Source organism: Pleomorphochaeta caudata, from assembly GCF_055395745.1.
The window spans coordinates 913240-926760 of the sequence record NZ_AP042458.1; the positions used below are offsets into that span (position 1 = coordinate 913240).

Below are 13521 nucleotides of genomic sequence, written 5' to 3' on the forward strand. Positions count from 1 at the left end.
TGTTATATGGTTAGTTACTGTAGTAATTAACCATATAACATTAATTAAAGGATAGCCTATGGAATTTAAACAAAATGATCTTCCAATATATATTCAGATTGCTAAAAATTTAGAAGATGAAATTTTTATTGGGGTTTATAAAGAAGGAGAACAAATACCTTCAACAACAGAAATCTCTGTTGGTTATAAATTAAACCCAGCAACAGTACTTAAGGGTATGAATATATTAGTACAAGATCAAATAATTTTTAAAAAAAGAGGTGTTGGCATGTTTGTTAGTGAAGGTGCAAGAGAAAAAATAAAAACAAAGAGGTTGTCATTATTTAAGGAAGATTTTGTTTTCCCATTAGTAAAAGAAGCTAAGAATTTGGGATTTAATAAAGAAGATATTGTTAAATTAATAGGGAAGGAAATTGACAATGAAGTTGCAAATTAATAGTGTTTCAAAAAAATTTAAAACAGTAAATGCTTTAGACAATGTTAGTGTTGAATTTGAAACCGGTAAAATTTATGCCCTTTTAGGGAGAAATGGTGCAGGTAAATCAACTTTAATGAATATAATAGCTAATAGAATTTTCCCAAATGAAGGTACAATTTGTATCGATGGTGAGAATATTTATGGAAAAGATGCTTTATTAAGTAAAGTTTTCTTGATGGGTGATGATGATTTTTTTGGAAGCATTTCAGCTCTTAAAGTTTTCAAAATGGCTAAATCTTTAGATCCAGCTTTTGATTATGATAGAGCAATTGAGCTTGCAAAAGATTTTGAATTAAATATTAAAACAGATGTAATTAAATTATCTACAGGATATGCATCAATTTTTAAAGTAATCTTAGCTTTTTGTTCAAGTTCTAAATTTATATTATTCGATGAACCAGTTTTAGGTTTAGATGCATCACATAGAGATATGTTTTATAAATTATTAATTGAGTCTTTTAATGATAAGGGAGATGATGTTTGTTATATCGTTAGTACCCATTTAATAGATGAAATAGCTAATTTAGCACAAGAAGCAATTATTATTAATAAAGGTAAAGTCGTAGCTAATGGCGCAATAGATGAATTGAGTGCCAGTGTAATTGAAGTTGTTGGTCCTAAAGAATTAGTAAAAAAAGCTATTATAGATGCAAAACTATTAGGAACAAGTAAAGTTGGTAAAACTTATTCAGCTTATGTAAGTGGTAAAGTTGATGAAATCGATGGAGTAACAGTTAATAATGTTGATCTTCAAAGAATGTTTATTGAGATAACAAAAGGATAAATTGAAATGGATATAAAAAAAACTTATTCATATTTTGTTTTAGATTATTTAAAATCTATTGCAATAGTATATCTAATCGTAACTGGGGTAACTGTAGCACTATTTGTTTTAGCTATGTTTTGGGGTGAAGCTTTTTCTATAGAGGTATTAGCTGATTTTGTTCCAAATTATTTTACGGTTTTTATTGTATGTTTTATTTTTAGTTTAGTTAGTAATAGAAGTGGTGATTTAATTTTTAACCAATTTGGTAAAAGTCGACAAACTTCTTTTGTTGTAAATCTTTTAGTTATGATTACAATTAGTATAATTACAGCATTTGTATTTTCTCTTTTATTATCATTTTTTTATACTCAAAAATTACAAAATTATTTAGATATGGAAAATATGTTTAAATATTTTATGATAAATAAGGCCCATGAGTTTAATCCAGTAGATTCAAAATTTGCTTCAAGATTTTCATTTTGGTTGTATAGTTTTGTATATTATATCTATGTTTCAATTTTTGCTTCATCTATTGGAATATTCATATATTCACTTTGGATTAGACTAGAAAAGCTTTATAGATGGATTGTGTTTTTACTAATTCCTATTGGATTAACATATTTAATTCCTAAATTTATTATTGAATATATTGGAGGAAATCCTAATTCAAAAATGTTCCTAATAAACTTTATAAAGTTCTTTGGATTAGAAAATGGATTTTCATTTAAATTTGTATTTGTCTCTACTTTAGTCGTTATACTTCCTATAATAGTTATTTCCTATTTTATTATGTTAAGAAAGCCGCTTTACGGTAAAAAGAAGTAGAAATATTTTTGCTAGCCCTAATCGGCTAGCTTTTTTGTGATATAATCACATAAGAAAGATGTATTTTATTATATATTTTTTATATCTATGAGGTATAAAAATTGAATAAAGGAAAAAAATTATATAGTTTGAAAGAAACTTTTTTTCATTTATTAAGAGCTTTTAGTACAATAAAATATTTCAGCAAAGCAAGAAAGAGTGGTTTAATAAGTGAAAAATTTCAAGAGCGTTTAATGCTTGCGACAACTCAAGTAAATGGATGTGCAATGTGTTCTTATGCACATACACAGATAGCATTAAAGGCTGGCTTGCCTGAAGATGAAATTAGACAATTATTAGATACTGAAGATCAAAGAAATAGTCCAAAAGAAGAATTAAATGCCATATTATTTGCTTCATATTATGCTGAATGCAGAGCAAATGTTGAGAGACCTATTTGGGTTAATATTGTTAAAGAGTATGGTATAGATAAAGCTTTAGGAATTTTAGGTGCTATAAGGATGATTACTGTTGGTAATGCTTATGGTATTCCTTTAGGTTCTTTCTTAACTAGATTTAAAAAAGATAAAAGTAAAAGGGATGCTCGATCAAATATATTTTATGAACTTGCAATGTTGATTACTTTTATACCTTTTACTCTTGTAGCTATAATAATTTCTTTTTTCTTAAGATTATTAAAAATTAAATTAATCTAATTTATTTATAATATTTGTTGCGATACTGTATGCAGTTGACCAACAAGCTTGGAGATTATAACCGCCACAATCGCCACAATAATCAAGAACTTCTCCGCAGAAATATAAATTCTTATTTATCTTAGATTCTAAGGTTTTATTATCAACTTCATTTAACGATATTCCACCGTCAGTTGCCATAGCGCCTTTTAGTTGACCTTTTAGGGATATAGTAAATTCCCATCTTTTTAATTTTTCATTAATTTTGTTAATACTTTTTTTAGAAATGTTTATACACATTTCATCTTTTATTGAAAGAGAAGCTAATAAATAATTGATTAATCTAGCTGGTAGTTTTGTTTGATGTTTAATACTAGTAGATAATAATTTTTTGGAATCTTCTTTTTCTATAGAACAATTTAAGTTTAAATAAATTGTTTGATCAGTTACGGCAAATTTAGATATATCCAAAACAACTGGTCCTGATATACCAATTCTAGTAAATAATAAATCTCCAGTATTTTTATGAATTTTTTTCTTTGAAGTAGCTAAAGCATCATTAAAAAATAAAGTTATATTATTTAGTGAAATTCCTTCTAATGCAGATACATTTTCACTTGTAATTTTAAAACTTGCTAAAGCCGCTTTTGGTTCAACAATAGAATGTCCTAATTGTTTTGCAAATGTATATCCATCTCCTGTGGAACCTGTTGAGGGATATGACATCCCACCTGTTGCTATCACTAAATTTGTAGCTCTATATTGATCATTTACTATATAATAATTTTCTTCTTTTATTATTTTTTCGACTTTAGTGTTTGTCAATAAATCATATTTTTTATCTAGTAGTATATCTAATACTGCTTTAGAATCTTTGGCTTTTGGGAAAATCTTTTTATCATCTCTAATAATTAGCTCAAGACCTCTATTTTTGAACCAGGTTTGAGCATCTTGTGCAGAAAAAAGAGAAAAACTTGGGCCTAAAAATTTATTAGCTTTATCATAGTGTTTTAGAATTTCATAACTATCATCATCGCGAGATAGATTACACATGCCACCACCACTAATTAGTAATTTTTTTGCAGGGGAATCCATTTTTTCTAAAACAAGAGTTTCTATATTTTTTTCACACAGATTTTTAGCAAGGAACAATCCTGAAGCTCCACCACCAATTATTATAGTATTATATTCTTTCATTTAATTAATTCCTAAATTAGTTAACATATCTTTTGGAACAAATTGACTTAATAATTTGACAGATTCTTTTCGAATCTGAACTAGAATATACATAGAGCCTTCTTTTAAAATAGTTGAAAAGCCTTGAGGTTGTGCATTAGTAGTTGTGTTTTCTTGTACTGCGGAGCCATCAAAAGAACCTTTACCTTGGGAAGCCAGAAATTCTTTGAATTCCCATTTATTTACATCAAAAGTTCCTTCTATAGTTTCTTCTACATCATCAGGAAGGTTAACAAAGAAGTCTATATTGGCAATTTTTTCAACATCATTAACACTTAATGCATAATCTTCTAAATCTTTTTCTCCTTTTTTATTTGGGAGAATAAAACCAATCGCTTTAATTTCAGGATTAGTATAATCTAAAATTACTTTGTAATAGTAATTAGGTACAGCAACTTTATTTTTTCCAATTGTTTTATAAGGTCCATCTGTAAGAATAGGTCCGGTAGTAACATAAAGTTCATAGTTATCATCGGCAAAAGTTCTTACACATCCTTCTAAATCAGCCCAAATACCTCTATTAAATTGAGGGTTTTGAGGACTCATATTACTTAAATAAAAAGAATCTGACATTGCCTCTTCACTTTCTTTCTGGTCAGCGGCAGGACATAGATGTCCTCTATCATATCCACTACCTTTATAATCAGCTAAGGAAGCACTTTTTGTAGTAATGCTAGGATCTTCTCTAAAGTTATCTTTTCTTTCATAAGGGCCATATAATTCATTTTGAGTAAGTTTATATGCGACATAACTTGCTTGTTCATATTCTTCATTATAGCTTAAAGTATACCCTTCATGTTTTACAATTTGTTCTCCACTAATTGGTTTTGGCATTTCTAAATTTGCAATATTAGTAGTTTCTAATGAAATAGTTTGCTGTTCTTGCCATTCTTGTTCTGTTGGTGCAATAAAAATTGAAACAACAGATAATATTAATAAAAGAATGATTAAAATAATTATGTTTTTAATAGTAGATTTGATAGTAGTTTTCTTTCTTTTTGACATGTATGATCCTTTATTTTATTTAAGCATATTTCTAGAAAAATATGAATTATGTTTGTGTGATATGTAGTTTATAACAAAGAAATAACTAATTAGTTAATAAAAACTTTCTTTTTACTTAAATCTTTAATTTTATCTTTTAAAATAAAGCTAATCATAAATAATAAAATTATAAGGGTTATTAATTCAAAATATTTTGAAGCTACACTTTCATTGCTTTTTACAAACAATGATATTGAAGATAGAGCTGAATCTTTATAATTGCATAGATAAATTATCATAAAATTATTGGCTAAATGTATGGCGATTGCAGTTTCTAATCCTTCACTAATTATAATAGTAAAAGTTGCAAATGCGCCAAAAACAAAATAATACAGGATTGAACTTAGAAAATTATCTTGCAATTCAGGATTAGATAAATGAGGTATTATAAAGAGAATTCCAATAAAAAAGGAGATTAATATTGCTGATAGTAATGGTTTTTTACTATATTTTACTCTTCCATATTCTTTAACAGCAATCTTTAAAATAATAGCCCTAAATAGTATTTCTTCTGCCATTACTTGTAATGGTGTAATAATAAGAGCGATGGGAATAAATATTAGCCTTATTAATGCCTGATTTTTCATATACTCTAATTCATAAAAGTTTAACCAATAGCCAATAAAAGTTATTAAACTAAAAAATATAATTGAAACTAAAAAAACTTTTAGAAATAATTTTTTATTAATAATTTCTGAACTATTAAGTATTTTTTTTAGACTTATTTTGTTTATATATTTGAAACAAAAATAAAAACCTAGCCACATAGCAATAAAAGGTAAATTTGAAAGAATATAATGATATAATTTTGAATTATAGAATATATTATTAGAATCTAATTTATAAGAAAAGTATGCAAATGCATTAATAAAAATTGAGCCAAGTAATATCCAAAATAATAAAATAATTATAAATGAAGCAAGCCAAAGAAGGCGATTATTATTTTCTTTCATTGTTTGTCCTTTTAGTGATTATGTATATAATAAACAAGATTATAAATAAATAAAAGTTTGTTTGTAATTTAAAATATGATTTTTATATAGTATAATAATCTTATTAGGGTAATAGTTTTAGGAATAATTTATGAATAAACAAATAGTATTTAATGAATTCAATGCAAATAGAGTTTGTGTTTTTCACAATGAGGTAATAGCTAGAAATTTTGCAATTGAATATGCCTATAAATATGGAGTAATTGAAGCAGAAAAAGCAATCTCTTATGATACTTTTAAACAGTATTTTTTGCCTAATCATGAAAACTTAACAGAAGTAAATGATCAAATTAGAGAGTTTTTTTTAATTGAATTTTTAGAAAATTATAAATTAAAATATATGGTAAATGATAAATATCCTGAATCTTTTTCTCGTTTCACATCCTATTTAATTAATATATTAAAACAAGTAAAAAGAGTTCAAGATTGTGAAGTCTTTTCTTCTTTGGACTCTGATTTTAAGGATGATATAAACTTACTATATAAAGAATATAATGATTTCTTAATTAAGAATAATCTTTTTGAACCCTCTTTCGAAGATCCTTCTTTAAATTTTGCACCAAAGGAGGTTTTAGAAAAGCAATATTCAATTATTGCTAGTGATACAAAAATTGGTTGTAAACAGTTTATAAATAAATTAGAAAATCCTAAATTTATTAAATTAATTGAAGTTGAAAAAATAGATTCTAGTTTAGGTAATTGTGAAAATAATTCTAAATTAATTAAGTTTGATAATTCAGCAGCTTTGCAAAATACTTTATTTAGAGAACTAAAAAAACTTTTAGATTCAAGTGTTCTAGCTCGTGATATAGCAATTACTTTGTGTAATTTTGATGATGATATACAAGAAATTGAGTTAGGTGCTAAAAAATATAATATTCCTATTTCAAAATCTAAAGGTTACAGTATTTCAAAATATCCTGGAGGAAAGTATTTATTATATTTATCAAATTTATATGATAATAATTTTTCTTTAGACGATATGAAAAGTTTCTTTCTTGAAAGATCTTTTCCTTTTGAGAACATTTCATTTAATAGAAAGTTTATAAGATTTGCAATTGATGCAAATATTGATCATGGTTCAAATAAGTATGATTTTGATTATTGGCTATTAAGATTAAAATATGAGCCAGAATTATTAAATTTTTATAAGAAATTTAAAAATTTAGTTATTAAATTAAATACTATAGAGACAATTTCAGATTTATTAAATTCTTTATATAGTTTAGAGAGATTGTTATTAAAAGATAATTTAGGTTGGATTAATAGTAATGGTGAAGCTAGTTATCGGTTTGCAATAGATAAATTAGAAGGCTTAAAGAATTCTATGCAAGCTTGTAATGTAACCAAGATAAAACAAATTTTTAAGGTATATATTAGACTTTTAGAAAAAGAGAATTATGTAGAACAAGGGAAAAGGGATGGAATAAGAATATTTGAATATCCTTTAGCTGCTTCTTTAGATATTCCTTATCATTTTGTCTCTGATATTAATGCAAAAAATAGTGAAGTAATTGATAAGCCATTATTTGTATTACCTCCTTCTGTTGAGGATCAAGTATTAAGAGAAGAGGAAGATTTAACTAATAATGTTATAAAGGATTTTTGTTTAAATAGTGGCATGACTTACTTCTTATTTGGTGAAACTACTTATGATGGAGCACAAATTGCACCCTCATTCTTTATGGAAAGAAACAGTATAGTTGAACCTTTTTTTTATAATAGTTATACACCATATATTGATGAGTTAGACCTTTGGGAATCTAATTCGAATAAAAAACTAAAATTATCGTCTTATCAAACAGAAGTTTTAAATAAAGTAAAAAATAATGTTTTAACTTTTGATGAAAATGGTTATGTAAATAAGAAAATTGAAAAAGAGTTTAATGATTTTTTATTAGATAGAATAAAGACAAAAGAGGGTTTGTTAAATTTTTCAGCAACCAGTATTAATTTATTTCAAAATTGTCCTTATGCTTTTGCTATAAAGTATTTATTAGGGGTTGATAAAAATGAATATAGTGTAGTTCAATATGCAGCAAATGAGGTTGGGACAATAGTTCATAAGATATTTGAATTGTTTTTTATAAGAGTAATGAGAGAAGATACTCAATTTTATAGTGCTAATAAAGTCAAATATATTTCTTGGTTGGATGAGATTAAAGAAAAAGAATTTGAGATGTATTTTAAAAGTGAGAAATCTCCACCAATTTCAACACAAATTTATATTAAAGATAAATATAAAGATTTAGCCTCTGATTTTATTGATGTTGAAATATTAAAATTTAATACTTGTAGATCTCAAGAAATGGAAAATAAATATTCTTCAATTGAACAAATTGAATTAAATGGGAATGAATATTTTTATTCTCTTAATGGGAAAATAGATAGAGTAGTAAATGTAGGTAATGGTGATTATGCAATTGTAGATTATAAAACAGGGAAACCGCCAATTGGTGTTACTTGGCATAAAAAAGCTTTTGAAGAAAAAAGACTTGATTTTCCAGATTATCAATTTCCTTGTTATAAAAAATTATTAAATAAAAAAGCAATGAATGTAGATATTGCTTCATATTATTCGGTTTCAGATTCAAAATATGTTGATATGTGGAATAGTAATATTCCAGAAGATAAAGAAGATATAGATTATACTTTTGATTTAGTAATGAAATTAATGATAGAACAAATTTTAAATGGTAATTTTATAGCAACTCCTTCTGAAGATCATTGTGCAAATTGTAATTATCGTCAGGTATGTAGAAAGAGGTATTCAACAAAATGATTGGAAAACTTGAAATTGAAAAATTGTTACAAACAAAACATAGTTTAAACGAAGAGCAAAGATTAGCCATAGAATGTTTTGATAACAGTGTTGTAAAAGCTGGTGCTGGTGCTGGTAAAACAACTGTTCTATCTTATAGGTTCCTAAATCTAATTTTAAAAAATCAAGCAAATTGTGATGAAATCCTTACCTTAACATTTACAAAAAAGGCAGCAGCCGAAATGTTTGAGAGAATATATAAACAATTATTAGCTATAAAAGATTCTTCAGCTCTTATGAATCATCAATTTTCTTTGTTCTCAAAAGCAACAATTTCAACAATTGATTCTTTTTGTAATCAAATTGTTAAGCAAGATTGTATGAGATATGGGATTCCAAGTGACTTTTCGATAGATAATAATAAAGCTTCTGATATAACAAAGAGATGTACTCAACAATTAATTGAGAATGAGGATATGTTACCTGGTTTTAAATTTTTATCAAAAGCTTATTCCCCAAATGATTTGATTGATAAAATTATTGTGAATTTAGCAAATAATAGTTTTTATTTCCCTCTTGAATTAGATAAAGAAAAGCTATTTGAAGAATGTGATTTGTTAATTGATAACACAATAAAAGATAATATAGATAGACTTTTTAATCTGTTTAATAATATCTTGAATCAAGATTATCAAAGCTTAACAAAATCAACTTCTACAACTTTAATTCAGTTAAAAGAATATAGAGATATACTTACTCTTCTTTCAACAAATTCAGAAAATTTTTATCAAGAATTAAGTAAAATTAGTTTTACTACACCTAGGAAGAATAAAGATCCTTTTTCAGAGATTTTAGTATCAAATTGTAAGGAATTAAAAGAAGTTGTTTCTGAATTGATTTCTTTGAATTTTATAAAAAAGAACAATCATTTAGTTGAAGTGGTTGATGCTTTAGAAGTATTAAAAAATAAGATATTTGAAGAAAAAAGAAAACTTGGAATTTTAACTTTTAGTGATATTTCTCACTTAGCTGTAGATATTTTATTAACAAATAAAAAAATTAGGCAATTATATAAAGAAAAATTTAAATTTATCATGGTTGATGAATTTCAAGATAATAACCAACTGCAAAAAGATTTAACATATCTTTTAAGTGAAAAGTATGATTTGTTAGGAGATGATATTCCCGATGTTTTTTCAATAGAAAAAAGAAAGCTCTTTTTTGTAGGGGATGAAAAACAATCAATTTATAGATTTAGAGATGCTGATGTATCTGTTTTTAAAGCTTTATCTGATGAAATTGAGAAATCTGGTGGTAAGGTTATTAACCTAGGAATAAACTATAGAAGTGAGCCTAAATTAATAAAGTTTTTTAATCAGACTTTTTCTAAAGTTTTTGGAAATGCAGAAAAACCATTTGAAGCCAATTTTGAGGAATTAGCTTACAGAAATCCAATTCCAAATATAAATCCAAAAATTGAATTATATATTAAAGATTCAGATAGTTTTTCATTTGTTAAAGCAGGGGAAGAAGCCGCTTCCTCAGCTAGTTGTGAAGCAACTAAAATAGCTAAAATTATTAATAATATGTTAAATAGTGACGATTATTTGATTCCTGCTAAGGATGGAAGTCTTAGAAGACCTAATGTTAATGATATAGCTATATTGATTAGAACTAAAACTCATCAAATTGAATTTGAAAAAGCTCTTAGAGCCAAGAAAATTCCATTTATTATTCAAGATAATAAAGCGTATCCTTTAGAAGCCTTATCGAATGATCTTTATAATATTCTTCAATTATTAGTTTATCCAGATGATAAATTAGCTTATTTAAGTGTTCTAAAAGGTCCTTTAGGTGCACTACATGAAAGTTCCATTATTAAGATTTTGGAAAATCATGATAGTGAAAATTTATTTGATTGGGAAAATCTTAATTTAGAAGAGACAGATCTAATTAAGTTAAAAGAGCTTAAGAATACTTTTGATGAATTAATAGAACTCTCTTCTATAAGTGATATTTCTAGTTTATTAAATTATATTTGGTGGGATGCTGGGCTTCGTTATTATTATGTATGTGAGCCGAACTACCATTTATATATTGATAATTTTGATTATCTCTATAGATTGGCTAAAAAATATGATTCAAACCAATATTCTCTTTCAATATATTTAGATAATATGAGAGATAATTTGGGATCATCTTCAAATGAAGAAGAAGTATCAGTTTTAAAAGAAAGCCCAAAAGGTGTTCAAATAATGACAATCCATAAATCTAAAGGGTTAGAGTTTCCAATAGTAATTGTAGCAAATATGGGTACAGACATTATAAATAGAAGTGTTGATTATTCTATTGAACATAATATTCCAGTTCCTAAACATTGTTTATCAATTGATAATAAAACTAATAAAGTTAAATTTGATAGCTTGTTTATTGCAAAGGCTAAAGAACTAAGAGGGGAGATGGAATTAGCAGAAATCAAAAGAGTTCTATATGTTGCTTTAACAAGAGCTCAAGTTCATTTAATTATGAGCGGAACAATTAGATCCACAATTGAAGATTCTGTTATAGGAAAAGAGAATAAATCATTATTAAATATGATATACAATGCAGCTTTAGAAAATGATCAAATTAATCCTTTATTAGAAGTAAAAGATATCGAAATTGTTAATAGTTATGAGAATTATGTCAAAGTTGAGAATAAGCCGATTGTAGAAAGAACTCAGTATAAAAAAAATTTAGAGTATTATAATGTTTGTAAAGAAGAGTATGATACCAGATTAAAAAATATTGGTGTAACAACTTTGTTTGGTCATAAAGATGATGGAAACTTTGAAGATGGAGTGGCACTACCGCTTTCTCAAGTTGATAAAATGCTGTCTGGATTAAATGAAATTAACAAGAATGTTTATACTGATTTTGGAACGCTTTGTCATATTTATGTTCAATCTCTAGTAATGAATAAACCTCTTTTAGGTTTAACTGATGAGAGGGTTTTATCTAGAGGTTCTTCTCTATCTAAATTAAAACCAACTGAAATAAAAGCTATAGAGAATATTGCAAAAAGTTATGCTTCAGATTTTATAAATAGTGATTTTTATCATAAATATGTAGAAAAGTTTGAATGTAAATGTGAAGTCGGTTTCTTTTCTCGAGTAGAAGATGAAGTTGGAAAGCCTTTAGTTGTTGAAGGATTTATAGATTTATTAGTTAAAGACGATAAAAATAATTATTTAATTATAGATTTTAAAACAGATAAAGTAAGAAATCCAAAATTGCATGAAATGCAAATAAAGACCTATATCACGGCTGTTAAGAGAATGTATCCAAACAGCCATGTAACAGGTTGTGTTGTTTATTTGAGAAATAAAGATAAAGAATATTTCTATTAAAATTATTATAGATGACTTATATCAATAGCACTAAAGCCATTATTTATCCACTTTGGTGCTTCATTGAATGCTTTTTGTACTAATAATAATAAATATTCAATATTTGCTTCTTGCTTTTCTGAAAACTTTGTAGCTAAAAAGAAATGTCTTACAATATTAGGAGAATTATCACCACAATTGTTTACATATCTATTAAAAATAGCTCTAAATATTTTTAGATTATCTTTATAAGCTCCACCAATTTTTACATAATAATTTTCTAGATTAATATAATTTTCGGTTTCTTTGATATTAGAAATATCAATATATTTTAATAACTCATCTTTTGATAAAACTAAGAATTTCTTTTGTTCTTGAATTTTTTTAATCATTGAAAAGCTATATTCTGCTATTAAGTTTGTATCTAAAGGAGAAATGCTAGTATTATTATTTTTTTCAGCTTTATATTTTGCATAAGCTTCTGTATCTAATTTTTGTAATGTTTCTTCTTTGAATAAATCAAAACTCCAGTCATAAATTCTATCAGTTACAATATAATTGTTGAAAAAGAAAAGACTGCTTTCATTATTAACTTTTTCAAATAATGCTTTTAATTCATCTCTAGATAAAGTGATATCTTTATAATAAATCTTCAATAATTTATGAAAATTCTTTAATGAAATTACTCCATAAAAATTAGTTGCTGCTTTAGCAAGTCTAAAGAGAGTTTGAAATTTTTCTTCTGATAATTTAATAATTTCTCTAGCTTCTTCCATCCAAGTTAATTTTATTCTTTCATTTCTTGTTCTACCAAAGCATAACCAAGAAGTTTGATTAAAAATTGCTTCTAAAATTAAAGATTCAAGTTCGATATTCCATACTGGTAATTTAAATGGGTCTAAAAGAAATTTTGTTATAGAACATTTTGAAATAATTTTATGAGTATTAACATAGTTGCTGAATCTAAAAGCAAATAGTTGCTTATTATCTACTAATTCTTTGTTGATTGAACAACAGTAATTAAATAATTCTTGTGCTTTTTTACATAGAGGTAAATCGTAAGTGTCTTGATAATCTTTAATATCATCCCAAGTTATTACATTCCATTGCTTATATTCATTTTTAGCTTTTAAAACTTCATCTGTTCTATCATATGTAATATCAAAATAAATAATTTTTAATATATCATCTTTTACTACATATTCAGCACTTTCACTTTCTTTTAATACTTTATGAATAGAAACAGCTTTTACGCCCTTTAATTCTGGATGTATTTTATTAGTAATATCTTTTAATTCTATTGCTCCGAATCTATTTACTAAAGCCTTTGCCGCAATATCAATAGCACTTAACTGCTCAGCGTTCATTGTATCTCCT

General features: G+C 25.8%; 10 protein-coding genes. 6 read left to right on the forward strand and 4 right to left on the reverse strand.

From position 1 onward, the window contains the following. Positions 1-58 precede the first annotated feature (58 nt). The 4 genes from ACZ5RS_RS04245 (at position 59) to ACZ5RS_RS04260 (ending at position 2764) form a co-directional block, all read left to right on the forward strand. Positions 59-436 carry a GntR family transcriptional regulator gene (locus tag ACZ5RS_RS04245; RefSeq protein WP_464637787.1) on the forward strand — a complete coding sequence of 126 codons (378 nt, stop codon included), beginning with the start codon at positions 59-61 and terminating at the stop codon, positions 434-436. Beyond that, complete coding sequence (locus tag ACZ5RS_RS04250) at positions 420-1262, forward strand: ATP-binding cassette domain-containing protein (RefSeq protein WP_464637789.1); 843 nt, start codon at positions 420-422, stop codon at positions 1260-1262. The genes ACZ5RS_RS04245 and ACZ5RS_RS04250 overlap by 17 nt, the downstream gene beginning before the upstream one ends. A 6-nt stretch (positions 1263-1268) precedes the next feature. Beyond that, the gene (locus ACZ5RS_RS04255; RefSeq protein ID WP_464637791.1) at positions 1269-2069 is read left to right on the forward strand and encodes a hypothetical protein; all 801 of its coding nucleotides are present in this window, start codon (positions 1269-1271) and stop codon (positions 2067-2069) included. A gap of 101 nt (positions 2070-2170) precedes the next feature. Continuing rightward, positions 2171-2764 carry a carboxymuconolactone decarboxylase family protein gene (locus ACZ5RS_RS04260; protein ID WP_464637792.1) on the forward strand — a complete coding sequence of 198 codons (594 nt, stop codon included), beginning with the start codon at positions 2171-2173 and terminating at the stop codon, positions 2762-2764. Here ACZ5RS_RS04260 and ACZ5RS_RS04265 read toward each other — a convergent pair. The 3 genes from ACZ5RS_RS04265 to ACZ5RS_RS04275 all read right to left on the reverse strand — a co-directional run bounded on the left by ACZ5RS_RS04265 (position 2756) and on the right by ACZ5RS_RS04275 (position 5976). Further along, complete coding sequence (locus ACZ5RS_RS04265) at positions 2756-3940, reverse strand: BaiN/RdsA family NAD(P)/FAD-dependent oxidoreductase (protein WP_464637794.1); 1185 nt, start codon at positions 3938-3940, stop codon at positions 2756-2758. The two genes, ACZ5RS_RS04260 and ACZ5RS_RS04265, sit on opposite strands and share 9 nt — an antisense overlap. Continuing rightward, entirely contained in the window at positions 3941-4984 is a 1044-nt protein-coding gene (locus ACZ5RS_RS04270) for a DNA/RNA non-specific endonuclease (RefSeq protein ID WP_464637796.1), read from the reverse strand. 89 nt (positions 4985-5073) lie between these two features. Further along, positions 5074-5976: a lysostaphin resistance A-like protein gene (locus ACZ5RS_RS04275; RefSeq protein WP_464637798.1), complete on the reverse strand. Its 903-nt coding sequence runs from the start codon at positions 5974-5976 to the stop codon at positions 5074-5076. Positions 5977-6106: 130 nt separating this feature from the next. Here ACZ5RS_RS04275 and ACZ5RS_RS04280 point away from each other — a divergent pair, with 130 nt between their 5' ends. Together ACZ5RS_RS04280 and ACZ5RS_RS04285 are read left to right on the forward strand one after the other, a co-directional pair. After that, positions 6107-8797: a PD-(D/E)XK nuclease family protein gene (locus ACZ5RS_RS04280; RefSeq protein ID WP_464637799.1), complete on the forward strand. Its 2691-nt coding sequence runs from the start codon at positions 6107-6109 to the stop codon at positions 8795-8797. After that, positions 8794-12165, forward strand: coding sequence for a UvrD-helicase domain-containing protein (locus ACZ5RS_RS04285; protein WP_464637801.1), 3372 nt, complete (start codon positions 8794-8796; stop codon positions 12163-12165). Before ACZ5RS_RS04280 ends, ACZ5RS_RS04285 begins: the two co-directional genes overlap by 4 nt. A gap of 5 nt (positions 12166-12170) precedes the next feature. Here ACZ5RS_RS04285 and ACZ5RS_RS04290 read toward each other — a convergent pair whose 3' ends face one another. Beyond that, the gene (locus ACZ5RS_RS04290) at positions 12171-13511 is read right to left on the reverse strand and encodes a hypothetical protein (protein ID WP_464637803.1); all 1341 of its coding nucleotides are present in this window, start codon (positions 13509-13511) and stop codon (positions 12171-12173) included. Between the last annotated feature and the right edge of the window lie 10 nt (positions 13512-13521).